Source organism: Hoyosella sp. YIM 151337 (assembly GCF_026041215.1).
Lineage (GTDB): Bacteria > Actinomycetota > Actinomycetes > Mycobacteriales > Mycobacteriaceae > Hoyosella.
On record NZ_JAPEIQ010000030.1, the window covers coordinates 135,223 to 161,898 of the forward strand.

Consider the following 26,676-nt stretch of genomic DNA (forward strand, 5'->3'; position numbering starts at 1 on the left):
TCATGCGATAGTCAATTCGCTCGACATCGCTGACAACCGAGGAGGCCCCCTTGCCCACAAAGATCTCACGCCGGCTACGTACCGTGAGCATTGCGGCCGCAATAGCGGTATCGGTGGGCACGATGGGCATTGCCGCTCCGGGCATCGCGCTCGCTGACGAAGAAGATTCCGGCGTGGGCAGTACACATGCACCTCAAGACCCCAGCCCCAGTGCGTCACCCGCCGCCAACGATCCCGCACCCGAGCCCACAGTCGTACCTGAGCCTTCCCCCGACACCACCGTGCCAGCGCCCGCCGCCACCACAAGCAACCCGCCAGCCACGGTGACCGACCCGGTTGCTGACGCGGAAAAAAACACCGCTGAAAAAGAACAAGCCGTTTCCGAAGCACGGGAAAAAGCATCGGAAACGCAGCAAACTGCGGAAGAGGCCGGCGCCGCCGCCACCGAGGCCGAAAAGAAACTCGCCGAGAAAAGCGTCGAATACACGCGCGCGACAGTTGAGGCTGAACGCGCGATCGCTGAGCGTAAAGAGGCCCGCAAAAAGGCCGAGGAGGCCGCAAAACAAGCAGCCGACGCCGAGGTGAAAGTCGCGGCGGCGAAAACGGAACTCGACCAAGCGCAGGATGAACTCGACGAGGCGACCGAACGCCTCGAAGCAGCCGAAGAGAAGGTCGAAGAAGCAGCTACCGCAGACACGGCCGCAGAGGAGGAACTCAGCAACGCGCAGGCCGCCGTCCGCGCAGCGGAGGACAATGTCGCGGCCGCCGCCGACAAGCTGAAGTCGGCAGAGGACGAGGTCGCGGCCGCTCAGGACGCGCTCAAGGACCTGCGCGGCCAAGAGCGCAAGGCAGCGCAAGCAGAACTGAGGGCCAAGAAGCAGGCACAGGCAGCAGCGGAAGCTGAACTCAAGGCCGCCGAAACTGAGCACGCAGCAGCACTGACGGTCGCAGCAGAAAAGCAAGCCACCGCCGAAGCGGCGACCGCGGCGCTGTCCGCTGCCGAGCAGGAACGCGACGCCGCACAGCAAGCCCGAGACGCTGCACAACAGGCCGCTGACGCCGCTCAGCAGGAGTACGACGACGCCGCCGCACGTCTCGCTGTGGCCGCCGACGAGTCCGATGCTGCCCAGGCGGAACTTCGTGAGAAGCGGCAAGCAGCACAGGAGAAGCGTGCCGCTGCGGAGAAGGCACAGCAAGAAGCAACTGCGGCCTACGAGGCGTTCGAGGCTGCCGAAGAAGCGGCAGCACGGGCACAGGAAGAGGCTGAAGCTGCAGCTGCTGCGCTTGCCGAAGCGGAAGCCGAGCTCGAACTCGCCCGTGAAGCAGAGGCGGAGGCCCGGAAGAAGGTCAGTGACGGCCCCACTGAGCGCGTCGATATCGACCTCGGCGAGGAGACACTAACCAGCATCGACATCGTCGCCGTCTCCGACACCATCGCGGTTACCACCTCCACAAATGTCGTACTCGCGGGTCTGTACACACCCGAAGGGACGTTTGAGGTGGTCGACTACCTCGCGAGCGACGGCACACTCGCGGGCGAACTTCCCCCCGCTAGCTTGCTGCTCGGCGCGAGCAGTGAATCGGGCGGCGGAATCCCCGTCGGCTTGATCGTCGCCGGGGCCGTCGGTGTCGCTGGGGCTGCGGCCGGTGGCACGTACGTCCTGCGCCGCCGTGCCACCCAAGGCTGATCACCCGGCGCCTCCCGCAGAACCCGCCAGTATCCACAGATTTCCGGATACTGGCGGGCTTCGTTTTCGGCGCGGCCTAGAGTTGGTTCCGAGAGTTGTTCACAGCGTCTGAAGTATCTTTCAGACCTGCAGGGAGGGGTTCGCTTTGGAAATCTCAGGTACCGCCGCCATCGTGACAGGTGCCGCTTCGGGACTCGGCGCAGCTACCGCTGCGCTGCTGTCCACAAAAGGCGCCACCGTCTACGGCCTAGACCTCGCCAATTCCATTGATCGGGCAGGCGATTCCGCACCGGCGGGTGTGGCCATGATCCCCACCGACGTCACCAGCGACAGCGACGTGACGGCTGCGGTCGATCAGGTAGCGGGCGGCGATAAACCACTGCGGATCGTCGTCAACTGTGCGGGAGTCGGCTGGGCAGGCCGCATCCTCTCCAAACAAGGGCCCCATGATCTTGAGCTGTTCCGCACGGTCATTACGGTCAACCTGCTTGGCACTTTCAACGTCATGCGACTGGCGGCGCAGGCGATAGCGGATACCACGCCGGTCGACGAGTTCGGGCAGCGCGGCGTCATCGTGAACACCGCCTCTGTTGCCGCATTCGAAGGGCAAATCGGGCAGATCGCGTACAGCGCATCTAAGGGCGGGGTGCACGGCATGACGGTTCCTGCCGCGCGTGATCTTGCGCAGTTCGGCATCCGCGTGAACACGATCGCACCAGGAATCGTCGATACCCCCATGCTGGCTGGTGTAAGTGAGGATTTCCGCAAGAGCCTTTCCTCAGGCGTTCCGTTCCCGCGCCGCCTCGCGCGCCCGGACGAGTTCGCCCAGCTGGCAGGCATGATCGTTGAACATGACTACCTGAACGGTGAAACTGTTCGCATGGACGGCGCACTTCGGATGGCGCCGCGATAGTCCACGCAACTCAGCCCCCACAGCGACTCACAGGAGCAGTGATGACCACCTCCGAAAACACCGTCGACATCAAACCGCGCAGCCGCGACGTTACCGACGGACTGGAACGGGCAGCCGCCCGCGGGATGCTGCGTGCCGTCGGCATGACCGACGATGATTTCGCCAAACCCCAGATTGGTGTCGCCTCGTCGTGGAACGAGATCACACCGTGCAACCTGTCGCTGGATCGGCTCGCGAAGGCCGTCAAAGACGGTGTGCACGCGGCGGGTGGTTTTCCGATGGAGTTCGGGACAATCTCGGTGTCCGACGGCATCTCGATGGGCCACGAAGGCATGCACTTTTCCCTCGTATCGCGCGAGATCATCGCTGACAGCGTCGAGACGGTGATGAACGCGGAACGCCTCGACGGGTCGGTGCTTCTCGCGGGCTGTGACAAGTCACTGCCCGGAATGCTGATGGCGGCGGCGCGCCTCGAACTCTCCGCCGTCTTCCTCTACGCCGGTTCGATCTTGCCCGGCTGGGCCAAGTTGTCGGATGGGACAGAGAAGGAAGTCACCATCATCGACGCGTTCGAAGCGGTCGGCGCGTGCGCACGGGGACTCATGAGCCGCGAAGACGTCGACGCGATCGAACGAGCCATCTGTCCCGGCGAGGGTGCATGCGGCGGTATGTACACGGCGAACACAATGGCGAGCGCCGCTGAAGCGCTGGGCATGTCGCTGCCCGGCAGTGCGGCGCCCCCAGCGACTGATCGTCGCCGTGACGGCTACGCGCGCCGCTCGGGTGAAGCAGTAGTGAACCTGCTTCGCCGCGGCATCACCGCTTCAGACATCATGACAAAAGAGGCGTTCGAGAACGCGATCGCGGTTGTCATGGCGCTCGGCGGTTCGACAAACGCGGTGCTGCACCTGCTGGCGATCGCACACGAAGCACAGGTCGACCTCACGCTCGACGATTTCCGGAAGGTCGGGTCGCGCGTCCCGCACCTCGCGGACGTGAAACCGTTCGGTCAATACGTCATGACGGACGTCGACAAACTCGGCGGCGTGCCGGTAGTCATGAAGACACTGCTCGACGCGGGATTGCTGCATGGTGACTGTCTGACGGTCACCGGCAAAACGATGGCGGAGAACCTGGCTGGTATCAATCCGCCCGACCCGGATGGAAAGGTGCTGCGCTACCTCAGCGAACCAATCCACCCGACGGGCGGCATCACCATTTTGCAGGGTTCGCTCGCGCCGGGTGGTGCGGTCGTGAAATCAGCCGGGTTCGATGCCGACATCTTCACCGGCACCGCGCGGGTGTTTGAGCGAGAACGTGCCGCTCTCGACGCGCTCGAAGACGGCACGATCACCGCGGGCGATGTGGTGGTGATTCGCTATGAAGGGCCCAAGGGCGGCCCCGGCATGCGGGAAATGCTCGCAATCACAGGTGCGATCAAAGGCGCTGGCCTGGGCAAAGATGTGCTCCTCATCACGGACGGGCGCTTCTCAGGCGGCACCACTGGGCTGTGTGTGGGGCACATCGCGCCCGAGGCAGTCGACGGCGGCCCGGTCGCATTTGTGCAGGATGGCGATCAGATCCGGCTCGACGTCGGAAACGGCTCGCTCGACCTGCTCGTCGACCCTGACGAGCTGGAGCAGCGTAAAGCCGGCTGGGCGCCGCTGCCCCCGCGCTACACCCGCGGGGTGCTCGCGAAGTACTCGAAACTGGTCGGTTCCGCATCCAACGGAGCCGTCTGCGGCTAACCCCGCCACGCTGTCAGCGCCGGTGGCGATACACGACATGCTGCTGCCCGTACGTCCAGATGTTATTGCTGAGCAAGTAAATCAGGATCGCTACGGGCATAAACGGCGCGCCAATGAGGGCGCCCGCAGGAAACACCCAGAGCATGATGCGGTTCATGATGGCCGTCTGGGGGCTCGCTGCGAGTTCCGGGCTTTGACGTGCAATTGACGCACGCGCGTTGACGTGCGTCATCACCGCGATCGCCAATCCAAGTGGCAGCGCAACCGCAGCGACAACACTCGCGGCGGGCGTGAGCCCAAACACCGCGAACGCATCCGGTGCGCTTAGCGGGCCGAAAGCCGACACACCGAGCGGGGCACCGAACACGTGCGCGCTAAGAAACGAGTGCACCTGATCAACGCTGAAGAAGTAGTTCGGTGTCGTGGCGTTGAGTTCAGGCGTCATCCCGATCTGGCCGAAACCAGAACCCGTGCGGTTGAACGACCGGAGGACATGAAAAATCCCCAGGAAGGCAATAGCTTGCACAACCACGGGCACACACCCCATCAGGGGGTTGAGCCCATGCTCCTTTTGTAGTTTCTGGACCTCCTCCATATAGCGCTGGCGGTCTTTTCCATACCTCTTTTGCAGCGCCTTCATTTGCGGGCGCAGCTCTTGCATTTTCAGGCTCATCCGCATCTGCGCCGCCACCGGACGATAGAGCAGCGCCCGGATCGTGAAGACCAGAAAAACGATGGAAAGCGCCCATGCAGGGCCGCTACTCAAGCCAGCTGCCTGCTCGAACGCATAATGCCACAGCCACAGGATTCCCGAAATGGGATAGTAAATGAAATCGAACATATAAAACCCCTGCCGCAGGTGAATTTCCCGCCGCGCGCAACTGAGGGCGCGTTCAGCGGTGACGATGCGAAACCGGGCTGGCTGCAGGGATTCTTAGCCGGACGCCCCACAGGGCTCGGCCAGGAAAATCACGGCAGCACAGCGGCAGGGCAGGCGCCGGGTGCGCGCGGCTTCCCGGGACGTCCCGGTGAGTCGGCCGAGCACTGACGACTGAGAGTGTGCCGCACTTTGCGCACGCGCAGCGCGACCACACCGGCCGCTGCGGACACAACCACCAGGTCACGTGTCATTCCGGGAGCCGACGCTGCGACCAGCAACGCAACAGCAGCCGCACTCATCGCTGCTGTGGGGCTCTGCGCGAGCAGCAGCGCGGTACCGACTATTGCGAACAGCGGCAACAGCCGGGACGCGCCACAGCGCTCAATCCAGCCCCCACCTGTTGCCATGCAGACAGAATACCCCGGGGCGCAGCTCGCTCAGGTGACCTGAGTGCTGTCCCCCGGCGCGGGAGGGAGCAGCCGCATTTGTTCCGCAAGGTCAGCAACACTCGGGACCGCGGCCGCCGCACCGCTGGTCATCCATTCTCGGAGAACCCGCGTTGCCCATACATCGTCTTCGTTGTATCGGAGAATTCGTTCCCGTTGGCCGACGACTGCCTCGCCCTCGTATCCCACCGCGTCGCGGTACCAGATCATCGACGCTTCACCGCCCGCTTCGGGATCACGCCATGCGAAGCCGGCGTTGGGTGCAATCTTCTTTAGGCCGCGGCCCTGCGGGCAATGGAACTGGTTCGATACCGCCTCGAACATATCGATCCACTCGTCGGATTCGATGAAATGGGTGATTTCCGCGGTGGAAGGAACGTCATTCATGCCACGGAATCGGTGCGCAGAATCCAGGAGCCACCGGTTTTCCGCAGCCTTGGAATAGCAGTACGCCGCGAAAGTCAGGCCGCGCCGAGCGGCGGATAGTCTGATCTTGGTCAGCCAATCCCAGAATTCAGCGAAGTTGCGGCCCTCGTCATGCGTCGGCAGCGCCTCCCACGTGGCGAATGCCCGGTACACAGGCGGCCGTCCCGGCTCAGAGAGCAGCGTTCCCCACAGATATGCGCCGTGATCCTGGTAGCTCTCCATGTCTATGTCGACCTCGACGTCGGCGCGAGTCGCCGCAACGCGGTCAACCTTGCGGACGAGTGTCACATCATGCAGCCAGGCTTGCGCGAAAATCTGCGCCTCCGGGAACCCGCCGCCGGGCCACTCTTCCGGCGGTTCCCCGGCCCAGCGCGCGAGCTGGTCGATGGTACTGACACCGGCGGTGCGCAGCGAATCCGCTTGCGCACCATTGACGACGAGCGAAACATCATGCTGGCGCGTCAATTCCGCGCTGCATTGCGGCCACCATTCACACAGGCCGCACTCGCCGATTCGAGTGGGCGCAGTCTCGCTGGTTCCGTTGATGACGGCGATACGGTCGGTGACCCGAGCGTCGTACTCGGCGAGCAGGCTGTGGCCGAACGATGGAATTTCGCGCAACAGATCATGCACGACAATGCAGTCGGCGTCGTAGCCGATCGCGCCACCGATCGCATCAGACGCTGCGAGACCGGCGTTTTGCAGTAGGCGGTAGATGTGGGCGAGGCGCAGCTGATCTCGGAGCTGGGGGCGGACTTTTCGCGCCGGGTCCACTTCGGGCGCGAACATGTCGAGCGGTGATGTGACAGCACCCTGGCCGGGATCCGTGACTTTGTGATTGACAACGATGATGGGAACGTAGCGTTCACTGTCGGGTTGACGCATCAGCAGTTCGGACTGGCCACGCTGGCCATCTGGGCCTAACGGCAGCGTCCCACCCCAGATCCATGACACGCCCGCTGCGCACGCACGCAGCGTGTCTTCCTCCCGGCTGCGCGCCGACTGGTCCATATCGATGCTTACCCAGCTTCCATGGTGCAGCGCGTGCATCGCCTCATGCACCGCTTTGCGGTGCAAAGCCGCTGCTTCCTGCCGTTGGCGCACCCCTGGTGGTACTGGCCGGCGGGGTTCAGCGGGCAGCCGTCCTCTGGCAGCCTCTGCATCGAGGTGCACTCGATGACGGCAGCGCGTCAGAAGGTTCGCATCGAGCAAAATGCGGACACCAGAGTTCGGGTTCACGATGACGAACCATATTAGCTGCCTTAGGGTAGTAGCGAATACACGCGGTCGCCGCTGGATGCGATCGTCACGGATTCGGCCGCCACTAGGGAGGACACTCGGATGGGTTTGTTCAGCAAGAAACCCAGTCGCGCTGCGCGCAAAGCAGAGGCGAAGGCCCTCAAAGCAAAAGCGAAGACTGAAGCGAAGCTTGCGGCGAAGAACGAGTCCAGGAAGTGGAATAAGGCGCTGAAGCAGGAACGCAAACTCGCGAAGCAGCAGGAGCGTGCGCAACGACGTTCCGAGAAGGTTCAGCTGCAACTCGCCGACAAGCAAGTCAAAGCTGCAGAGCAGCAAGCTCGGGCGGCAGCGGAAGGAAAAGTGACGGTGAGCAGGGCCAGGCGTTTCGTCGGGGTCACCCGGGTGCTGGCGCCAGTACTCGTCCCCGTTGTCTATCGGGGTGTGACAGCTGTCCGCGGGTATCTCGACGAACGCCGCGCGCGTGCTTTCGGTGTCCCCCTCGATGAACTGGGCAAGTTCACCGGCCATGGCGCGAAGCTCAGTGCCCGCATCGCGGGTGCCGAAGCCTCCACCCGCGAAGTGCTTGACCGCGAGCCCAAAAACGCTGAAGTGAAGCAGTTCTCAGACGCCATCTCCGGTCGGCTTGGTGAGCTGAACACCGCTGTGCGTGCTGCTGAACGAATGGCACCGCCGCGCCGGCGCGCCGCTCATCAGGCAATCTCAACCGAGCTTGACGGTATCGAGGCAGACCTCCTCGCACGGCTAGGGGTGCGCTGACAGCGATTGGCGTACGCGCCCGCCTGGCTGCGATGATCTCCGCATGACGAGCGTCCGGTCGGCATTGGCCGCGCTTGTGTGCGCGGGGGTCACCGTCGCTGCACACGGCGCGGCCGGCGGCGTGCTCACCGTTGCCGGACTCGTTGTGCTGCTTCTCATCGCGGCGATCGCGGGCCATCATGCGGTCGCCGCGATTCGTGCGGGCTGCTGGTCACTGCTGAGTCTGGTGCTGCTGGCTGGGCAGTTCGCTGGTCATGCCGCGTTGCACCTGGTCAGCCACCACCACGAGGCTGGTGCCGGACCGCAACTCTTGTCGCCGGCGATGCTAGCCGCTCACGTCATCGCAACTCTCGCGTGTGCCGGGCTCATGATGTGGGCCGATCACCTGGCAGGCGTTGCCTCCGCGACGATGCGCATCCTCATCGCGGTGCTCATTGGCGCCCCTGCCGTGCCGCGCACATCACTGGTGCCGCACTGGGTTCAGCCATCTGGCTGCGCGCTAATATTCCTCCGGTCATCTGTTTCACTGCGGGGCCCGCCGCTGTCGGCCTGACGCGCAGCCCGGTCCATTCCCGACTTCCCAGTGAGAACACATGATCAAACGTGTCTTTGCCCCATCCACCATGCTGCGAATAGCGGCCCTCAGCCTCATTGCCACCGTCGCCCTCGCGGCACCAGCGGGTGCCCATTCCGTGCTGATTGGCAGCGACCCCGAAGCAGACACGGCCGTCGCGAGCCTGCCCGACCGTGTATCACTTCAGTTCAACGAACCCCTGCAGGAGTCCTTTGCCGCCGTCACTCTCACTGATTCTGAGGGAAATCGGTGGTCCGGCGAGGACGTCGAGGTACGCGGTGACACTGTCAGTGTCGGCGTTGCGGGTGCTGGCCCTGCCGGCACTTACACCATCGCGTACCGCGTCATCTCTGCGGACAGCCACCCAGTTAGCGGAACGGTCGAATTCGTCGTGACCGAGGCTGGTGACGGCACTTCTCTGCCACCGGAGCCAGGCACTACACCCGATGCCGGCAGTGAGATGGCAGAACCAGCCGCCGCCGACGACGACTCACCACTGCCCGTATGGCCGTTCATCATCGGCGCGGTCGTTGTTCTCGCCGGTGGCGTCGCTGTGATATTGCGGTCCTCCCGGTCTGACCGATAACGAAAGCTGGCGTACCCGTGGCAGCGACGGCGGCGAACACTGGCAGGGATACCCGGCACCTATTGTGGTTCGCGATCCCCCTCGCGATCGGCGGCAGCCTCGCCGCCGCGCTGATCACCGGGCACGATGCGATGACGGCAAGTGCGGCACGTACGCTCGCTGTGATTGGCGGTGTCGTGACGGTGGGGTTGTGTGCACTGCCGTGGCTGCTTCGCGGTGAGCACATCCAGCGCCAGCGAGCCGCTCAGCGCGAAATTCGCCGCTGGCGGATGATCGCCGTCAGCAGCGCGGGATGGTGCGGCGCCACTCTCGCATTCGCAGCAGCAGACGCGGCGGAACTGGCCGGGGTGAGTGTCGCGCAGTTGGATATCGGCGATTTTCAAACGTATGTGACGCACGTCGTCGCCGGCCGGATCGTGGTGCTCGTCCTGGTGTGCACGGCTCTGCTCACGCTGGTCGGCGCTGTTCTCAGCCACGGCCGGATACCGGATCCGGCGCAGTGGACGATGCCTGCTGCCGCGATCGCACTGCTCGGGCTTGTAGCGATGCCACTGGCTGGTCACGCTTCGCATGAGGCGCTCACAGCCCTGCTCATCACAGGTCACACGGCTGCGGCCGGACTGTGGTGCGGCCTGCTGTGCGGGCAGGCTTTGCTGCTGCGGTCGAGGACGGAATGGTCAGTCTCGCTGCCCGCGTTCTCGCGCTGGGCGTTAGTGTTCGTCGCGACGGTGGGCGTCAGCGGGATCGCCTCCACCCTGCTTCTCAGCACACCGGCGGAGCTTGTGACGAGCGGGTACGGCCGGATCATCCTCGCCAAAGCAGGCCTGCTGGCAGTTTTGCTCAGCCTAGGCTACTTGTGGCGGCGAGTATGGGTGGCTGACGCTCGGCGGCACCGCGGTGACACTGCCGTGTCGGTGCGGCGCGCGGCTATCGAGGTCGCAATGATGGCCGTAGCGTTCGGGCTGGCCGCGACGCTCGCCTCGTCAGCCTGAGCCGGACTGCCGCGGCGGCGCATCAGTTTCGAGCGCGGCTTTGACGGCGTCCAGCGTCGCTTGCATACCCGACACCATGAGTCTGTCGCGGTCTTTGCCGATAAGGCCAGAGCCGGAGAACACCCGAACCAGCCAGGCTGGGCGCTTCGTGATTTCCCGCGTTTCGGTGACGATGCACGCGGGCCGGCCGTCTTCCGTCTGCTCCGCAACGATCCGGTAGGTCCACCGGGCACGGGATTCCAGCACATCAAAAGCGAACACCGACGGGCGCGACGCCTCGATGACGCGTGCATGAGTGAGCCACGGCACCAGCCCGTGCCGGTTGAGGCCCTGGAACCAGGATCCGGTGGCACGCGGCACACCCTTGATCCACCAGCCACCCCGGTTCTCCGGGCTGTAACGGCCCATACGGGGGAGGTCGCTCACGGCGTCCCACACAGCTTCTGTGGCTGCTTCGATCCGGATCGATACGACATCCGGTGCGTCACCCGGTTGTTTCGGCATGGAGTCACTGTAGTCGCCAGGTCTCATTAGGATTACGTTTGCATCTCAGTGGGTACCCGCCGCCTGTGGCCGTGCGGCCGACGCACGAGCAGCAACACGGGTAAGGTCGGGTTGCAGCCAGTCAGACGGCGAGGTGCCCGGACGGGCATCCCAATTGGCGCGAAGGAGCGGTTAATGGCAGACCTCGAGAACACTGCGGACAAGGTGAAAGGTACAGCGAAGGAAGCTGCTGGAGCTGTCACCGACGACGCTTCGCTCGAAGCTGAGGGTCAGGGTGACCAAGCGGCGGCGAACGCGAAGGACGCGGCAGCCAACGCTGCGGAGTCCGCAAAATCCGCAGCCTCGGATGCGGCGGACACTGTGACAGACAAGGCTGCCGCGGTGAAGGAGAAGACTGCTGAAGCGGTGAACTCAGGACGTTCGGCTGCCGCCGAGGCGCGCGCCACGGTTGAGGACCGCGTGGCGGAGCTACGGCAAGCGACGTTCGATTCCCTCTCGGATCTCGATGAGAGCGATGGCCGCAAGGCAGGCACTGCCGTCGCCGCGGTGATCGCTGCGATTGTGTTGTTCTTCATTGTTCGCGCAATCCGCAACCGCTGATCCGGCACGCATCTGAAGGCGAAACGGGCCGGCCCGCGGCGACGCTAAGTCCCCGCGGGCCGGCCCGGCTGTTAGCGGGTGCCGATCACCGGCCGGGCAGATACTTCATTGCCCGCACCGCCCACGGCAGTGCTGCGGAGAAATACTTCTGGTCCAGCCAGCTTGGACCTCCCAGGTCAAGCAGTCGTTGCGTCGCTACCGTCTGCACTTCCGTGAACTTGGTGAGGCCTTCTGCACCGTGCCGCCGCCCAACACCTGACACTCCCATGCCACCCATCGGCGCACCGTAACTCGCCCATGCGGGACCGTAGCCTTCGTTGACGTTAGCCGTACCAGAATTGATACGTTCTGCGATGGCTTCACCGTCCGCCTCATTGGCGGCCCAGACACTGGCGTTCAATCCGTATTCGGTGTCGTTGGCCTGTGCGATCGCTTCGTCCACGTCCTTGACGGGGTAAATGGACACCACGGGACCGAACGTTTCGGTGCGATACACCATCATGTCGGGGGTGATATCCGTCAGTAGAGTGGGCTCGAAGAACAGGGGACCGACGTCTGGCCGCGCATTGCCGCCCGCCACGACGGTGGCGCCTTTCTCGACTGCGTCGTCGACGAACTTCTTGACCGTGTCGAGGTGTGATTGCGAAATGATGCTGCCCATCTCACCGCCCAGGTCATAGTCGGCGGAAAGCACCATATTGCGGACGCGGTCACCGAAAAGCGTGATGAACTCGTCGGCAACATCCTCTTCCACGTAGATACGTTCGATCGAAATGCACAACTGCCCGGAGTTGGAGTAACACGCACGCACTGCGGCGTCCGCAACGTGGTTGAGGTCGGCACCCTTGGTGATGATCATGGGGTTCTTGCCGCCCAGTTCGGCGGAGAAACCGATCAGCCGGCGGCCGCATGCCTCAGCCAGCGTCCGGCCCGTCTCCGTCGAGCCCGTGAACATGACGTAGTCACAGGTGTTCACCAGTTCTGTCCCGACGACCGACCCGGGCCCTGGAACCACAGCGAACAAATCGCGCGGAAGACCTGCCTCGTACAAGAGTTCGGCCACACCAAGCGCACAGAAGGGGGTCTGGCTGTCTGGTTTGACGACCACCGCATTGCCTGCGAGCAAGGCCGGGATCGCGTCTGACACTGCGAGTGTCATCGGATAGTTCCACGGCGCGATGACACCGACGACGCCCTTTGGCCGGTAGTTGACGGTCGTCTTCGTCAGTACCGGGAAGAGGCCCTGGACTGTCTTCTTCTCCAGCGTCTTCGCCGCGGTCCGCGCATAATAGCGCGACGTCATCGCAATGTCGATGACCTCTTCGAGTGCGGAGGTTCGCGCCTTCCCAGTCTCGGCCTGAGCCAGATCGAGCAGCGATTCCCGGCGGGCCAGGATGAGGTCGTGATATTTGTTAAAGATCTTCGCGCGCTCCGCGACGCGAACCTTCGCCCATTCCTTCTGCGCGACTCGCGCACGCTCCACAGCGGCCGTGGCATCCTCCGCTGTGGCGATGGGGACGTTCGCGAGTTCCTTACCGGTGAATACTTCGTACACGGTTCGGGACGAGCGCGCCGCCGGATCGGTGATCGCGGCGAGGTCAGCCAGACGCGCAAACGTCTCGGCAGACGGTGCAGCCATGTCTTCTCCTTGCTGGGAGAGTGGTCGGAAATCGCCTTCAGGTTACTCGCATGCCCGAAAAGTGTGTCCCGTCCCATGCCGATGCGCCCGTCACGCTACGAAGTGGACGTCATCACCGCGGCGGCAACCGCTTTCCCGACACTCTCGGTGCTGGCGCTTCCCCCCATGTCGGGAGTGCGTTCAGCACCCGCGAGCGTGGATTCGATGGCGTTGAGCACCGCGGCCGCGGCGCCGGCTTCACCGAGATGCTCGAGCATCATGCTGGCACTCCAGATCTGACCCACTGGATTGGCGATTCCTTGTCCCGCGATGTCCGGTGCCGAGCCGTGTACCGGCTCGAACAAGCTGGGGAATCGGCGTTCCGGGTTGATGTTGGCACTGGGCGCGATCCCAATCGTCCCCGTGCAGGCAGGGCCGAGATCGGAAAGGATGTCTCCGAAAAGGTTGCTCGCCACCACCACGTCGAACCAGTCGGGATGCATAACGAAATTCGCGGCGAGAATATCGATGTGGTACTTATCGACGGTTACCTGCGGGTATGACGCGGACATCGCTTCCACACGCTCATCCCAGTAAGGCATCGTAATGGAGATTCCGTTGCTTTTCGTCGCGGATGTCAACCGCTTACGGGGCCGGCGCTGTGCGAGTTCGAACGCATACTTCAGAATCCGGTCTACCCCCGTCCGTGTCATTACGGTTTCCTGAATCACGGTTTCACGATCCGTGCCCTCGAAAATCTTGCCGCCAATGCTGGAGTATTCGCCTTCTGTGTTCTCCCGCACGACCAGGAAGTCGACGTCACCAGGCTTGCGGCCATTCAGGGGGCTGGGCACGCCGGGAAGCAGCTTGACTGGCCGGAGGCTGACGTACTGGTCGAAGTGACGACGGAATTGCAGGAGGCTGCCCCACAGCGAGACGTGGTCAGGGACGATTTCTGGCCACCCGACTGCACCGAAGAACAACGCATCGTGGGTGACCAGCTGGTTGAACCAGTTTTGTGGCAGCATCGTGCCATGGCGCATGTAGTAGTCCGCGCTGGCGAAGTCGAAGAATTCCCAATCAACGCGGAAGCCAAACCGTTCAGCTGCCGCGTCAACCACCCGGATCCCCTCCGGTACCACCTCGGTGCCGATCCCGTCTCCTGGAATGACGGCGATGCGGTATCTGTGTGCCATGTGGCTGTTCCTCTGTTGTGTGGGCGGTTTCAGGACCGCGAATCCAGCAGTGGGGCGTTGACCGGGGAACGTGGCGGGCGGCCATCCAGTACGTCCAGCACGTTCTCCGCGGCGCTGATGCCGGCGCGTTTGCGGGCTTCAGCGGTTTGTCCCGCCAGGTGCGAGGTGACGATGACGTCGCTGCGCCGGCGGAGACGAGAATCGGGCGGGGGCGGTTCGTTTTCGAGTACGTCGAGTGCCGCGCCGGCGAGCCCGCCGCTTTCCAGCGCGTCACAGAGCGCGGTCTCATCGACCAGTGATCCGCGGGCAGTGTTGATGAGCACCGCGGTCGGCTTCATCGTGGCCAGCCTGCCCCGATTGATCAAACGAATGTTGGTTGCGTCAGCTTTGCAGTGCAACGACACGTAGTCCGACTGGCGGCACAGGTGGTCAAGATCAACGAACTCGACCCCATCCCCGTCGCTGTGCGGGTGCGATGTCGTAACGAGCACGCGCATCCCAAACGCTCGCCCCAGGTCAGCTACCGCCCGGCCACTCGGCCCGAATCCAACGACGCCAAGCGTGCGGCCACGGAGTTCAGTGCCTCCCTGGCGCGGCCATTCGCCCTCTCGCACGCCGAATATGACGTCCGGCAAGCGACGCGCAATGGCGAGCATGAGGGCGATCGTCATCTCCGCGACGGCATGGTGATTGACGTTAGGCGCGTTGCACACCCATATCCCCCGCTCAGCGGCGGCGACTGTGTCGATCGCGTCGTACCCCACCCCGCTGCGTGCAATGACGCGCAAGGTCGGCGCCGCATCGAGCATGGCAGACGTCACCGGCTCGTTCGCAACGATGGCCGCATCGAACCCGCCGAACAGCGCGAGTTCACCGGCGCGGCCGCGGGGACCAGCGTGTGGGGCGAAGGTAACGCTGTGACCACCTGCAGTGAGCCGCGAGTAGACATCATCGCCCGGCACAAGGTAGTCGGTGGTTATGAGGACACTCGCCATCGGTCTGCTCCTCCCACGCCAGTCTCATATCTTATAAATTACGAGAAACATAGTAGACTCAGTTGCAAGTTCAGTACAAGGCGAGGTTCCATCCTCGCCGCCGCGGAGGTAGCGATGACGAGGTCACTCAACGTTTTCTCCAGCAAAGGAGATGTGGCCTACAACGAAATACGCAGCCGGATCCTCACGGGTGAATTGCCAGCCGGTTCGCGACTGGCCCAGTACGACATCGCCGACAGCCTGAACATGAGCATTACGCCGATTCGCGAGGCTGTTCGCCGATTGCTCAGCGAAGGCCTCGTCGAACTGGTAACGCACCGAGACGTGCGCGTCGCACCGATTAGTGTCGCTGAGGCTCGTCAGCTATTCGAGGTCAGGCTCGCCCTCGAACCTGCCGCAGCTGAACTAGCCAGTCAGCGCCGCACCGAAGACGACATCACCGCATTGCGGGTAACGGCGGCACGGCTGCTGCCGGTAACCCAGCAGTGGGGCGAAGAAGCACTATCGGCCCACCGGGAGTTCCATCGCACTCTCTACGCCGCCAGCCACAACGACCTGCTCATCGGCCTACTCGATAACCTCTGGGACAAGTCCGACCGCTATCGCCGGCTCGGACTCGCACTCCCTGTCGGCAGCGGGCCACGCACCGTGGATCATCAGGAACACCACAAGATGGTAGAACTGATCATCGCTCAGGACGGGCCGGGGATCGTCGCACTCACCCGCGAGCACATCCTCAATAGTCTTACCGCCAATGCGATTGACATGCTCACCGAGAATGCAAGCGAGTAAATTGAGACACTGTGACAGGCGCTCGCAGCCTCGAGATACGCCCGCTCGACCGCACCGGCATAGCGCATGCGGTTGACTGGGCGGCGGCTGAGGGCTGGAATCCTGGTCTTGACGATGCTGACACATTCGGCACGGCCGATCCGGCCGGATTCTTTGGCGGCTACCTGGAGGGAAGGCTTATCGCCACTATTTCGGCGGTGACATACCCCGGGTCTAGCGGCGGATTCGGTTTCATCGGCTTCTACATTGTGGAGCCGGAGCAGCGCGGGCGCGGCTTCGGTTACCAACTGTGGCAGCACGGGATGCGCCACCTCGACAACATTCCCGTTGTCGGCCTCGATGGCGTTGTCGACCAGCAACCGAACTACCGCAAGTCTGGTTTCGTCCTGGCACACCGCAACATTCGCTTCGCGGGGACCCTGCCCGGACGCACATCAGAATCAACCGCGGACGCTTCCACGGTCCCACTCGACGTGCTCGCCGACTTTGATGCCCAGCACTTCCCCGTTCCGCGTCCGCGCTTTGTCGAGCTATGGCGGAGCCAGCTGCACGGACAGACACGAGTGCTCGCTGACAGCGGTGGTCTCAACGCGTACGGAACGATCCGGCAGTGCCGCACCGGCTGGAAGATCGGTCCCCTGTTCGCGCGGGAGCTCGTTGCCGCAGAAGAGCTCCTGCTGAGTCTCGCGCACCGCGCCGGCCCGGGCAGCACCATCTTCCTCGACGTGCCCGAGACCAACGCCGCAGCAACGCGCCTCGCGCGCAAATACAGGATGGAACCAATGTTCGAAACTGCACGAATGTACCGCGGACCCGAGCCTGGCCTTCCCGCCGATCGGATCTTTGGGGTGACCACATTCGAGCTTGGCTGACTCGGACATGGTGACTCGGGCAGCCACACGAACGCGGAATCGGCTAGTTTGGGCGCAAAGACCGTCACCAACCAATGAAGGATGGATGATTTCCGTGACTGGAACTGAGTTCACCGCAACCGCTGACCTCGCCGATCAGATCGGCCCCGAGATCCAGAGTTGCGACACCCAGTTCACGCAGTTCGGTGGCCGCACGGAGTTCGCCGGGCGCATCTCGACCGTCAAGTGCTTCCAAGACAACGCTTTGCTCAAGTCAATACTCGGTGAGCCCGGCAACGGTGGGGTGCTCGTTATCGACGGCGACGGCAGCGTCCACACCGCGCTGGTCGGGGACCTCATCGCGGAGCTCGGGCGCAGCAACGGGTGGTCCGGCCTCATCATCAACGGTGCGGTCCGCGACGCGGCGGTGCTGCGCACACTCGATATCGGAATCAAGGCTCTGGGTACCAATCCACGCAAGTCCACGAAAACCGGTGCAGGCGAGCGTGATGTGCCAGTAGACATCGGCGGCATTCGTTTCGTCCCCGGCCATGTGGTGCACAGCGATGACGATGGCGTAGTCGTGGTTCCTGCGTGACAATCGATTGGGGCAACGCGTACGGCGCTAGCACGCCATAGCGCGGCCCGGCAAGGGAGGAACTCGTGTCAGGTACCTGGCAAAACTGGAGCGGTCAGGTTTCCTGCACTCCTGCGGCGATCGAGTATCCCGAGTCAGAGAACGCCGCGGCCGAGCTCATCGTAGCGCTGCGGGAGCAGGGAAACGCTCCGATCCGCCCAACCGGCGCGGGCCACTCGTTCAATGATTTGTGCGCGACGACCGGAACACTCATCGACGCAGGCCGGATGAACCGGGTTCTCGACGTTGACCCGGCGTCCGGCCGCGTGCGTGTGCAGGCCGGGATCACACTGCGCGAACTCACGGAATCACTCGCGCGGACGGAACTGGCTCTCGCGCACTGCGGCGGCGCGTACGAACAACAACTTGGTGGATCGCTCGCGACCGGTACCCACGGCAGCGGCACCCACTTCGCTGCGCTGGCGTCTCAGGTGCGGGCAGTGCGGCTCGTTACCGCTGACGGCACAGTCCGTGAGATCGAAGCTCCCGCGGCCGACACCGGCTCCGGCACGATGTTCAACGCTGTGCTGCTGAATCTCGGTGCGCTAGGCCTGGTCACCGAGGTAGAGCTGCAAACGGTGCCCGCCTTCCGTCTGCATCGGGTACAAACACCGCGCATCCTCGATTCGCTGCTGCCTGAACTGCTCGACCGGGTAGCCGCTACCGACCACACAGAACTGTTCCTGTTCCCTTACACGCGCCGCGCACTGCTGCTCGAATCCACTCGCACCGACGCCCCAGCGCAGCGCGAGAACCCGCTCCGCCTGTGGTTTGAGCGAGACATTCTCGAGTCCACCGCCCTCGGCTCAATGCTTCGGATTGCCGCAACGAAACCCAAAGTGGCGCCGCTGGTGTCGCAGGGCATCGCGGCGCTAGCTAACTCGGGCGAGCGTATCGACGACAGCGACCGCCTCTCCACGCCGTCCAGCCGGGTCCGTTACACCGAAATGGAATACGCGGTGCCGGTCACGCGGGCGATCGACGCGATTGAGCGAATTCTCGCGGTAATCCAGGCACGACGGCTGCCCGTCGCTTCACCGATCGAGGTGCGCTTCGCCGGCTCCGACACCGCACTGCTTTCCCCTGCAGCTGCAGGCCCGGTGGCGTACGTTGCTGTACATCAATACGTGGGACTTCCGTGGGAGGACTATTTCGCCGCCGCGGAGTCGATTCTCCTCGAACTCGGCGGCCTGCCGCACTGGGGGAAACGTCATTCGCTTACCGCACGTGACTTCGCGCCGCGTGTCGCGGGCTGGGATCGGTTTGCTGAAGCACGATCCCACCTCGACCCCGAGGCCATTTTCTCCAGCGACTATGTGCAGCGGCTGCTCGGGCCGGTTCGCGCGCAATGAAGGACGGCACCGCAATGAAACCGAATGTCGTTCAGCACGTTAAGTACGTCTGTGGCGGTACGCTGCCGCCGTCGCTGCAGGATTGGGTGCGCGCGGACCTCGTCGGGCCTGGGGCCACGCGCCGCTACCTCATTCGGGGAGTCATTCCGCTCGTACCACTGCTAACGTTGTTTCTGCTCATTCCGGGCCCGCGCTGGATCATCTTTGCGATGATGCTCTTGCTTCTCATCCCCTACGTGTACTTTCTCGTCGCGCTGACCTATGTCTACCGCAGGCACCGCCTGCTCAGCCACGGTCTCGACCCAGCTCTGCTCAGCCAGCGCGAGACTCAGCGGCGCCGCCGCGAACGCGAAGATTACGAGCGGCGTTTCGGGCGATAACGCCGAGTCACTTGCCTAGACTCGCTGCTGTGACCGCACACGAAGCTACACCGCCGCACGGCGCCGGACGTGAACGCCAAAATCGGATCTACCGCGACGGTGTCAGTGGCCTGGCGCCCAATATCCCCACGGACCCTGCCACGCTAGAAAAAGCTGCGTCCGACGCGCTTTCAGCGAGCGCATTCGCATATCTCGCCGGCGGCGCCGGCGCTGAACTCACGATGCAAGCCAACCGTCACGCCTTCACCCGGTGGGCGATCGTTCCGCGCATGCTCCGTGACGTGTCCGAGCGTAACCTCACCACCGAGGTTTTCGGGCGCACACTGCCTGCCCCCCTCGCGCTCGCTCCGATTGGTGTGCTTGAACTCGCGCATGAAGAGGGCGATCTTGCGGTGGCTCGGGCAGCCGCAGCAACTGGCGTTCCGTTCATCTTTTCCAACCAAGCGTCTTTCCCGATGGAGGACTGTGCCGACGTCATGGGCAACTCGCCCCGATGGTTTCAGCTGTACTGGAGCACAAATGACGAGCTCGTGTGGAGCTTCGTGGAGCGGGCGGAAAACTGTGGTGCCGAAGCGATCGTCGTCACACTCGACACGACGATGCTTGGCTGGCGGCCACGGGACCTGAATCTGGGCTCGCTGCCTTTCTCGCAGGGACAAGGCATAGCGCAATACACGAGTGATCCCGTGTTCGTACAAATGGTCAAGCAGCGCATTGTGACTGAGCCTGTTGGGCGCCCGGACGTCAAGATCACGCGAAGCACCGTGAAGACCCTGCTGAATATGACGCACCACTATCCGGGCAAATTCATCCCCAACCTGCTCTCCGCGCAGCCGCGTACAGCAGTGGAAACATTTCTGCAGACGTACTCTCGCCCCTCCCTGACGTGGGACAACATCGAGAGCCTGCGTGCGCGAACAGAACTGCCGATCGTCCTCAAGGGCGTTTTGCATCCAGACGATGCGCGGCACGCCGCCGATATAGGTGTTGACGGCATCGTGGTGAGCAACCATGGCGGCCGTCAAGTCGACGGCGCTATCGCATCGCTGTCAGCGCTGCCGTCCGTCGCGGAAGCGGCCGGCGGCCTCACCGTCATTTTCGACAGTGGTGTCCGCACCGGTGCGGACATGTTCAAAGCGCTCGCGCTTGGCGCCGATCTGGTGTTGCTCGGCCGGCCCTACGTGTGGGGTCTCGCGCTCGAAGGGGAACACGGCGCGGAGGATGTCATCCGCAATATCATTGGCGAGTTTGATCTCACACTGGGACTGAGCGGATTGCGGTCAGTTGCTGACATCACCCGAGACGCGGTAACTGCCGTGTGAGTAACCGCCTGTGTCCTGCACACCGGCACCGAACGACGAACGGTCCCGAACAGAATCGCTTCTGTTCGGGACCGTCGAGCTTCGTTCGCAGGACCTTGATAATCCGTTAGCGAATTGGCACCGTGGTGGTCTTCACCGGGGCCGGGAGTGCTGTATCGCCTTCGAGATACTTGTCGACGGACGCCGCGCAGGCACGGCCTTCCGCAATCGCCCACACGATCAGCGACTGGCCACGGCCCATGTCACCGGCTACGAAGACACCTGGCACGCTGGTTCCCCAGTTGTCGTCGCGGGCAACATTGCCGCGGTCGGTGTAATCCACGCCGAGCTTGTCGAGAAGGTCTTCCTTTTCTGGGCCAACAAACCCCATGGCGAGGAATACGAGGTCGGCTTCGAGTTCGAAGTCGCTGCCCTCAACCTTCTGGAACCGGCCGTCGACCATCTCGACCTCATGCGCACGCAGACCGGTGAGCTTGCCGTCCGTACCAATGAACTCTTCGGTGTTCACCGAGTAGACTCGCTCGCCGCCCTCTTCGTGCGCTGACGATACCCGGTAGATCATCGGGTAGGTCGGCCACGGGTTCGCCGACGGACGCTCTTCCGGTGGCCGCGGCATGATCTCAAATTGGTGCACGACCTCGGCACCCTGGCGAAGAGCCGTACCGAGGCAGTCGGCACCGGTGTCACCGCCACCGATGATGACGACCTTCTTGCCTTTCGCGCTGATCGGGACGTCCGCGATGTCGCCGAGCTGCACGCGGTTCGCGGGCGGCAAGTATTCCATCGCCTGGTAGATGCCCTCGAGGTCACGGCCTGGGATGGGCAGGTCCCGCCACTTCGTGGCGCCGCCAGCGAGCACGACAGCATCGAAATCAGTGGTCAGCTGCGCGACCGGAAGGTCGACACCCACGTTGACGCCGGGCCGGAAAATGGTGCCTTCGGCTTCCATCTGGGCCAGACGGCGATCGATGTGCCGCTTCTCCATCTTGAATTCCGGAATGCCGTAGCGCAGGAGCCCGCCGATGCGATCAGCGCGCTCGAACACGGTCACCGCATGACCAGCCCGAGTCAGTTGCTGCGCGGCGGCAAGACCCGCGGGACCGGAACCGACCACAGCGACATATTTACCGGTAGTACGGGTGGGGTGCACCGGCTCGACCCAGCCCTGGTCGAAAGCGTGGTCGATGATCTCAACCTCGACCTGCTTGATTGTGACGGGGTCTTCGTTGATGCCAAGCACACATGCAGCCTCACACGGAGCCGGGCACAAGCGACCGGTGAACTCCGGGAAGTTGTTGGTCGCGTGCAGCCTGTCGATTGACTCCCGCCACCGGTTCTTGTGCACGAGGTCATTCCATTCGGGAATGAGGTTCCCAAGTGGGCAGCCCTCGTGGCAGAACGGGATACCGCAGTCCATGCAACGGCTCGCCTGCGTCTGGAGCAGTGTGCGGTCGAACGGCTCGTAAACCTCGTGCCAATCCAGCAGTCGCAGTGCAACTGGACGCCGGACGGGGAGCTCCCGGCCGTGCTTGAGGAAGCCTCTTGGATCACCCACGAGCGGCCTCCATGATTGCTTCGTTCACGTCTGTTCCCATTCTCTTGGCGGTGGCGATCGCCTGGAGCACCTTCTTGTAGTCGCGTGGCATCACCTTGACGAAGTGATTCACTTCCTGCGACCAGTTCGACATGATCCGCGCAGCAACCGCCGAGTCTGTGAGATCACGGTGCCGTTCGACCGTGTCGTACAGCCAGCGAACGTCATCGGTGTCCAGGTCCTCGACGTCCACCATTTCAGGGTTCACGTTCGCATCGAACGTGTTGTCGGGGTTGTACACGTAGGCGACGCCACCGGACATCCCGGCACCGAAATTCCGGCCGGTCTTTCCAAGGATGATCGCCTTGCCGCCAGTCATGTACTCACAACCGTGGTCGCCGACACCTTCAACGACCGCAACAGCGCCGGAGTTCCGCACGCAGAAACGCTCGCCTACGACACCGCGCAGGAAAACCTCGCCCTTGGTAGCACCGTAGAGAATCACGTTGCCGCCGATGATGTTCTCTTCCGCGACGAAACCAGCAGGTGCGTTGAGCGGTGGGCGCACGATGATGCGGCCGCCGGAGAGCCCCTTGCCGATGTAGTCGTTGGCGTCACCGGTCAGCTCGAGCGTGACACCGGCTGGAAGGAAGGCACCGAAGCTGTTGCCAGCCGAACCGGTGAGCTTGATCGAGATAGTCCCGTCCGGCAGACCCTCCCCGCCGTACCGCTTGCTCACCTCGTGGCCGAGCATGGTGCCCACCGTGCGGTTGACGTTGGTGATTTTCGTTTCGATCGTCACCGGTGTGCCGTTTTCCAGCGCGTCACGCGACTGCTCGATGAGCTGGTTATCGAGTGCCTTCTCCAGGCCGTGATCCTGCGTTTTCGTGCAGAACAGATCCTGGTCTTCGAAGTACGAGTCTCCCTGGACGAGGATCGGGCTCAGATCAAGCTTCGATGCCTTGTAATGATCGACCGCCGGCGTGACGTCGAGCATCTGTACCTGTCCGACGGCCTCATCGATCGAACGGAACCCGAGGGCCGCTAGGTATTCCCGGACCTCTTCAGCGATGTAGAAGAAGAAGTTCTCGACGAACTCCGGTTTGCCGTTGAACTTCTCACGCAGGGCCGGGTTCTGGGTCGCGATGCCGACTGGGCAGGTATCGAGGTGGCAGACACGCATCATGATGCAGCCGGACACCACGAGCGGCGCGGTAGCAAACCCATACTCTTCAGCACCGAGCAGAGCGGCCACCACGACGTCACGGCCCGTCTTCATCTGGCCATCAACCTGGACGACGATGCGGTCACGCAGACCGTTCATGAGCAGTGTCTGCTGCGTTTCCGCGAGACCGAGCTCCCACGGCGCACCCGCGTGCTTCAGTGATGTCAGCGGGGAGGCACCCGTGCCTCCGTCGTGACCGGAAATGAGAACCACGTCCGCGTGTGCCTTGGAAACACCTGCGGCGATCGTCCCGACGCCCACTTCGGCGACCAGCTTGACGTGGATGCGGGCCTGCGGGTTGGCGTTCTTCAGGTCGTGGATCAGCTGCGCCAGATCCTCGATCGAGTAAATGTCGTGGTGCGGTGGCGGCGAAATCAGGCCGACACCCGGGGTGGAGTGCCGCACCTCGGCCACCCATGGGTACACCTTGTGTCCGGGCAGCTGGCCACCCTCGCCGGGCTTCGCGCCCTGTGCCATCTTGATCTGGATGTCGGTGCAGTTTGTCAAGTAGTTCGACGTGACACCGAACCGGCCCGACGCGACCTGCTTGATCGCGGATCGCCGCCAGTCACCATTCTCATCCGGAGTGAAACGGCTGACATCCTCACCGCCCTCGCCCGAGTTCGAACGGCCGCCGATGCGGTTCATCGCGATCGCGAGCGTCTCGTGCGCCTCCGCGGAGATGGAGCCGTAGCTCATAGCGCCTGTGGAGAAACGCTTCACGATGTCGCTGGCTGGCTCGACTTCGTCCAGCGGTACCGGCGGACGGATGCCTTCGCGCAGCTTGAACAGGCCACGCAGCGATGCCAGCCGTTGGGACTGGTCGTCAACGAGCTTCGTGTACTGCTTGAAGACCTCATACTGGCCGGAGCGGGTCGCATGCTGCAGCTTGAAGACGGTGTCGGGGTTGAACAGGTGGTATTCGCCCTCACGACGCCACTGGTATTCACCGCCCACTTCGAGCTCACGGTGTGCACGTTCTTCCTTGCGCTCGAGGTACGCAAGTTTATGACGCGCAACAACGTCCTTCGCGATCTCGTCGAGCCCGATACCTTCGATAGCGCAGCGCGTACCGGTGAAGTGCTCGTCGAGCAGCCCCTGCGACAAACCAATGCAGTCGAACAGTTGCGCACCGGTGTAGGAGGACAGCGTCGAGATGCCCATCTTGGACATCACCTTCAAGACGCCCTTACCCGCCGCCTTGATGTAGTTCGCAACCGCTTCCTCGAAACCGAAGCCGTTGAGCTGGCCACGCTCGACCAAATCTTCGATCGTTTCGAAGGCCATGTAGGGGTTGATCGCGGCGGCACCATAGCCGAGCAGCACGGCCATGTGGTGAACCTCACGCGCATCACCCGTCTCGATGATGAGACCAACCTTCGTGCGCGTCTTCTCGCGGACGAGGTGGTGGTGGATCGCCGAGGTCATGAGCAGCGCCGGGATCGGTGCGAAATGCTCGTTCGAATTCCGGTCCGAGAGGACGATAATGCGGGCGCCGCCTTCGATGGCGTCAGACACCTGACGCTTCATCTCGGCGAGCGCTTTGCGCAGCCCATCGCCACCGTCGGCCACCTTGAACAGCCCGGAGACCACCACGGAGCGGAACTCCGGCAGATGCCCGTCGTCGTTCGCGTGAATGAGGCGTGCGAGATCGTCATTGTCGAGGATTGGCTGCGGCAGCACGATCTGCCGGCACGACTGTGGCGTGGGGTTCAGTACGTCACCCTCAGGGCCGATGGTCCCGAACAGGCTCGTAACCAGCTCCTCACGGATTGCATCGAGCGGCGGGTTGGTGACCTGCGCGAACAACTGCTGGAAGTAGTCGTATAACAACCGCGGGCGGGCCGAAAGCACGGCGACCGGTGTATCGGTACCCATCGAACCGATCGCCTCAGCGCCGGTACGCGCCATCGGTGAGATAAGCAGGTTGACTTCTTCCTGCGTGTAGCCAAAAACGCGCTGGCGCAACAACACTCGCTTGTGCGGCATATGCACGTGGACACGCTTGGGAAGCTTGTCGAGCGGCAGGAGGCCCTGATCGAGCCACTCCTGATACGGCTGCTCGGCCGCGAGTTCCGCCTTGATCTCGTCGTCGCTGACGATGCGGCCCTCTGTGGTGTCCACCAGGAACATCCGGCCGGGCTGCAGACGCATCCTCTGCACAACGCGGGACGGCTCGATGTCGAGCACACCAACCTCGGACGCCATGACAACAAGGCCATCGTCGGTCACCCAGATTCGCGACGGGCGCAGACCATTACGGTCAAGCACCGCGCCCACGAGGCTACCGTCGGTAAAGCACACCGAGGCGGGACCGTCCCACGCCTCCATCAGGGACGCGTGGTACTGGTAAAACGCCCGGCGGGCCGGATCCATCGACTCGTGACGCTCCCAGGCTTCCGGAATCATCATGAGGACGGCGTGCGGGAGGGGGCGGCCACCGAGGTGCAGCAGCTCCAGCACCTCATCGAATCGGGCGGTATCCGACGCCCCCGGTGTCACCACCGGGAAGATCTTCTCGAGCGCATCGGCACCGAACACGTCCGACTCAATCAGTGCCTCACGGGCGCGCATCCAGTTCTCATTGCCGTTGACGGTGTTGATCTCACCGTTGTGCGCCACGAGGCGGAAGGGGTGCGCGAGCGGCCAGGACGGGAACGTGTTCGTCGAGAAGCGCGAGTGGACAATACCGAGCGCGCTCTCCACACGATCATCCTGCAGATCGAGGTACAGCACCTTCAGCTGCGGCGTGGTCAGCATGCCCTTGTAGACGATGGTGCGCCCGGAGAGCGACGGGAAGTACACCGTTTCGCGGCCGGGGCCGTCCTGCCCGGGGCCTTCCTTGCCGAGTTCGTGCTCAGCTCGCTTGCGGAGGACGTAGACGCGGCGCTCGAGGTCCAAACCAGTCAGCGGAGCATCCGCGCCGGTGATGAACGGCTGCCAGAACGTCGGCATAGCGTCACGCGCCATGCGGCCGAGTGAGGATGCATCAACGGGCACCTCGCGCCAGCCGAGAACCTTGAGGTTTTCAGCCTTGGCGAGCTTTTCGAATGCACTGCGCGCATTCTTCGCAGCCCATGCGCCTTGCGGGAAGAAACCGATACCAGTCGCGTACGCGCCCGGCTCTGGAAGTTCGAAGTCGACAACTTCGCGGTAGAACCGATCCGGCACCTGAATCAGGATGCCTGCACCGTCGCCGCTGTTCGGTTCGGAACCCGCGGCTCCACGGTGCTCGAGGTTCAGCAGCGCGAGGATCGCCTTATCGACGATGTCGCGGCTTCGCCGACCGTGCATGTCGACGACGAAGGCCACACCACACGAGTCATGCTCGTTGGCGGGATCGTAAAGGCCGTAGCGGCCGGGCATCTGCTTCATGGGTCGCTTTCGCGGCTGGGGTCTTC

The 26,676-nt window shown here is 63.4% G+C and carries 23 protein-coding genes; 14 read left to right on the plus strand and 9 right to left on the minus strand.

What is annotated here, in order from left to right; genetic code table 11:
* Window positions 1–50: 50 nt before the first annotated feature.
* The 3 genes from ONR57_RS15630 (at window position 51) to ilvD (ending at window position 4,349) form a co-directional block, all read left to right on the plus strand.
* Entirely contained in the window at window positions 51–1,688 is a 1,638-nt protein-coding gene (locus tag ONR57_RS15630) for a hypothetical protein (protein WP_265124448.1), read from the plus strand.
* A gap of 145 nt (window positions 1,689–1,833) precedes the next feature.
* Window positions 1,834–2,601 carry an SDR family NAD(P)-dependent oxidoreductase gene (locus ONR57_RS15635; protein WP_265124449.1) on the plus strand — a complete coding sequence of 256 codons (768 nt, stop codon included), beginning with the start codon at window positions 1,834–1,836 and terminating at the stop codon, window positions 2,599–2,601.
* 41 nt (window positions 2,602–2,642) lie between these two features.
* Window positions 2,643–4,349: a dihydroxy-acid dehydratase gene (gene ilvD / locus ONR57_RS15640; protein ID WP_265124450.1), complete on the plus strand. Its 1,707-nt coding sequence runs from the start codon at window positions 2,643–2,645 to the stop codon at window positions 4,347–4,349.
* A 13-nt stretch (window positions 4,350–4,362) separates the two neighbouring features.
* Here ilvD and yidC read toward each other — a convergent pair whose 3' ends face one another.
* The 3 genes from yidC to ONR57_RS15655 all read right to left on the minus strand — a co-directional run bounded on the left by yidC (window position 4,363) and on the right by ONR57_RS15655 (window position 7,340).
* Window positions 4,363–5,190, minus strand: coding sequence for a membrane protein insertase YidC (gene yidC / locus ONR57_RS15645; RefSeq protein ID WP_265124451.1), 828 nt, complete (start codon window positions 5,188–5,190; stop codon window positions 4,363–4,365).
* Window positions 5,191–5,318: 128 nt separating this feature from the next.
* Window positions 5,319–5,636, minus strand: a complete 318-nt coding sequence (locus ONR57_RS15650; protein ID WP_265124452.1) for a hypothetical protein — start codon at window positions 5,634–5,636, stop codon at window positions 5,319–5,321.
* A gap of 30 nt (window positions 5,637–5,666) precedes the next feature.
* Complete coding sequence (locus tag ONR57_RS15655) at window positions 5,667–7,340, minus strand: TM0106 family RecB-like putative nuclease (protein WP_265124453.1); 1,674 nt, start codon at window positions 7,338–7,340, stop codon at window positions 5,667–5,669.
* 102 nt (window positions 7,341–7,442) lie between these two features.
* On the opposite strand from ONR57_RS15655, the gene ONR57_RS15660 reads away from it, so the two are divergent.
* From ONR57_RS15660 to ONR57_RS23370, 4 genes are read left to right on the plus strand one after another with little or no spacing between them, the layout of a single operon-like run.
* Window positions 7,443–8,117, plus strand: a complete 675-nt coding sequence (locus ONR57_RS15660) for a DUF6474 family protein (protein ID WP_265124454.1) — start codon at window positions 7,443–7,445, stop codon at window positions 8,115–8,117.
* Between the two features lie 43 nt (window positions 8,118–8,160).
* Window positions 8,161–8,670 carry a hypothetical protein gene (locus ONR57_RS15665; protein WP_265124455.1) on the plus strand — a complete coding sequence of 170 codons (510 nt, stop codon included), beginning with the start codon at window positions 8,161–8,163 and terminating at the stop codon, window positions 8,668–8,670.
* A gap of 40 nt (window positions 8,671–8,710) precedes the next feature.
* Window positions 8,711–9,277: a copper resistance CopC family protein gene (locus tag ONR57_RS15670; RefSeq protein WP_265124456.1), complete on the plus strand. Its 567-nt coding sequence runs from the start codon at window positions 8,711–8,713 to the stop codon at window positions 9,275–9,277.
* A 17-nt stretch (window positions 9,278–9,294) separates the two neighbouring features.
* Entirely contained in the window at window positions 9,295–10,269 is a 975-nt protein-coding gene (locus ONR57_RS23370) for a copper resistance D family protein (protein WP_265124457.1), read from the plus strand.
* Here the strand turns inward: ONR57_RS23370 and ONR57_RS15680 are convergent.
* Complete coding sequence (locus tag ONR57_RS15680) at window positions 10,261–10,773, minus strand: SRPBCC family protein (RefSeq protein ID WP_265124458.1); 513 nt, start codon at window positions 10,771–10,773, stop codon at window positions 10,261–10,263. The two genes, ONR57_RS23370 and ONR57_RS15680, sit on opposite strands and share 9 nt — an antisense overlap.
* Before the next feature lie 174 nt (window positions 10,774–10,947).
* Between ONR57_RS15680 and ONR57_RS23525 the strand changes: the two genes are divergently transcribed.
* The gene (locus ONR57_RS23525; protein WP_265124459.1) at window positions 10,948–11,373 is read left to right on the plus strand and encodes a CsbD family protein; all 426 of its coding nucleotides are present in this window, start codon (window positions 10,948–10,950) and stop codon (window positions 11,371–11,373) included.
* 85 nt (window positions 11,374–11,458) lie between these two features.
* Here ONR57_RS23525 and ONR57_RS15690 read toward each other — a convergent pair whose 3' ends face one another.
* The 3 genes from ONR57_RS15690 to ONR57_RS15700 form a co-directional block, all read right to left on the minus strand.
* Entirely contained in the window at window positions 11,459–13,012 is a 1,554-nt protein-coding gene (locus tag ONR57_RS15690; RefSeq protein WP_265124460.1) for a succinic semialdehyde dehydrogenase, read from the minus strand.
* A gap of 95 nt (window positions 13,013–13,107) precedes the next feature.
* Window positions 13,108–14,187 carry a tartrate dehydrogenase gene (locus ONR57_RS15695; protein ID WP_265124461.1) on the minus strand — a complete coding sequence of 360 codons (1,080 nt, stop codon included), beginning with the start codon at window positions 14,185–14,187 and terminating at the stop codon, window positions 13,108–13,110.
* A 29-nt stretch (window positions 14,188–14,216) separates the two neighbouring features.
* Window positions 14,217–15,182, minus strand: a complete 966-nt coding sequence (locus ONR57_RS15700; protein WP_265124462.1) for a phosphoglycerate dehydrogenase — start codon at window positions 15,180–15,182, stop codon at window positions 14,217–14,219.
* Window positions 15,183–15,296: 114 nt separating this feature from the next.
* Here ONR57_RS15700 and ONR57_RS15705 point away from each other — a divergent pair, with 114 nt between their 5' ends.
* The 6 genes from ONR57_RS15705 to ONR57_RS15730 all read left to right on the plus strand — a co-directional run bounded on the left by ONR57_RS15705 (window position 15,297) and on the right by ONR57_RS15730 (window position 20,516).
* On the plus strand, window positions 15,297–15,974 hold the full coding sequence (locus tag ONR57_RS15705) for a GntR family transcriptional regulator (RefSeq protein ID WP_265124463.1): 678 nt from the start codon (window positions 15,297–15,299) through the stop codon (window positions 15,972–15,974).
* An 11-nt stretch (window positions 15,975–15,985) separates the two neighbouring features.
* On the plus strand, window positions 15,986–16,846 hold the full coding sequence (locus ONR57_RS15710; RefSeq protein ID WP_265124464.1) for a GNAT family N-acetyltransferase: 861 nt from the start codon (window positions 15,986–15,988) through the stop codon (window positions 16,844–16,846).
* Window positions 16,847–16,931: 85 nt separating this feature from the next.
* A complete protein-coding gene (gene rraA, locus ONR57_RS15715) occupies window positions 16,932–17,423 on the plus strand; it encodes a ribonuclease E activity regulator RraA (RefSeq protein ID WP_265124465.1) in 492 nt (163 codons plus the stop codon).
* A 65-nt stretch (window positions 17,424–17,488) separates the two neighbouring features.
* Window positions 17,489–18,814, plus strand: coding sequence for a D-arabinono-1,4-lactone oxidase (locus tag ONR57_RS15720; protein ID WP_265124466.1), 1,326 nt, complete (start codon window positions 17,489–17,491; stop codon window positions 18,812–18,814).
* 14 nt (window positions 18,815–18,828) lie between these two features.
* Entirely contained in the window at window positions 18,829–19,194 is a 366-nt protein-coding gene (locus ONR57_RS15725) for a DUF5313 family protein (protein ID WP_374116454.1), read from the plus strand.
* Window positions 19,195–19,223: 29 nt separating this feature from the next.
* The gene (locus ONR57_RS15730) at window positions 19,224–20,516 is read left to right on the plus strand and encodes an alpha-hydroxy-acid oxidizing protein (RefSeq protein WP_265124468.1); all 1,293 of its coding nucleotides are present in this window, start codon (window positions 19,224–19,226) and stop codon (window positions 20,514–20,516) included.
* 106 nt (window positions 20,517–20,622) lie between these two features.
* Here ONR57_RS15730 and ONR57_RS15735 read toward each other — a convergent pair whose 3' ends face one another.
* Window positions 20,623–22,071, minus strand: a complete 1,449-nt coding sequence (locus ONR57_RS15735) for a glutamate synthase subunit beta (RefSeq protein WP_265124469.1) — start codon at window positions 22,069–22,071, stop codon at window positions 20,623–20,625.
* Complete coding sequence (gene gltB / locus ONR57_RS15740) at window positions 22,064–26,650, minus strand: glutamate synthase large subunit (RefSeq protein ID WP_265124470.1); 4,587 nt, start codon at window positions 26,648–26,650, stop codon at window positions 22,064–22,066. The genes ONR57_RS15735 and gltB overlap by 8 nt, the downstream gene beginning before the upstream one ends.
* Window positions 26,651–26,676 lie beyond the last annotated feature (26 nt).

Coding starts and splice junctions, on each gene's coding strand:
- ONR57_RS15680 (WP_265124458.1), bottom strand. CDS start 10,773: ATGCCGAAACAACCGGGTGACGCACCGGATGTCGTATCGATCCGGATC.
- ONR57_RS15650 (WP_265124452.1), bottom strand. CDS start 5,636: ATGGCAACAGGTGGGGGCTGGATTGAGCGCTGTGGCGCGTCCCGGCTG.
- ONR57_RS23525 (WP_265124459.1), top strand. CDS start 10,948: ATGGCAGACCTCGAGAACACTGCGGACAAGGTGAAAGGTACAGCGAAG.
- ONR57_RS15690 (WP_265124460.1), bottom strand. CDS start 13,012: ATGGCTGCACCGTCTGCCGAGACGTTTGCGCGTCTGGCTGACCTCGCC.
- ONR57_RS15700 (WP_265124462.1), bottom strand. CDS start 15,182: ATGGCGAGTGTCCTCATAACCACCGACTACCTTGTGCCGGGCGATGAT.
- ONR57_RS15660 (WP_265124454.1), top strand. CDS start 7,443: ATGGGTTTGTTCAGCAAGAAACCCAGTCGCGCTGCGCGCAAAGCAGAG.
- ONR57_RS15670 (WP_265124456.1), top strand. CDS start 8,711: ATGATCAAACGTGTCTTTGCCCCATCCACCATGCTGCGAATAGCGGCC.
- yidC (WP_265124451.1), bottom strand. CDS start 5,190: ATGTTCGATTTCATTTACTATCCCATTTCGGGAATCCTGTGGCTGTGG.
- gltB (WP_265124470.1), bottom strand. CDS start 26,650: ATGAAGCAGATGCCCGGCCGCTACGGCCTTTACGATCCCGCCAACGAG.
- ONR57_RS15695 (WP_265124461.1), bottom strand. CDS start 14,187: ATGGCACACAGATACCGCATCGCCGTCATTCCAGGAGACGGGATCGGC.
- ONR57_RS15725 (WP_374116454.1), top strand. CDS start 18,829: ATGAAACCGAATGTCGTTCAGCACGTTAAGTACGTCTGTGGCGGTACG.
- rraA (WP_265124465.1), top strand. CDS start 16,932: ATGATTTCCGTGACTGGAACTGAGTTCACCGCAACCGCTGACCTCGCC.
- ilvD (WP_265124450.1), top strand. CDS start 2,643: ATGACCACCTCCGAAAACACCGTCGACATCAAACCGCGCAGCCGCGAC.
- ONR57_RS15705 (WP_265124463.1), top strand. CDS start 15,297: ATGACGAGGTCACTCAACGTTTTCTCCAGCAAAGGAGATGTGGCCTAC.
- ONR57_RS15665 (WP_265124455.1), top strand. CDS start 8,161: ATGACGAGCGTCCGGTCGGCATTGGCCGCGCTTGTGTGCGCGGGGGTC.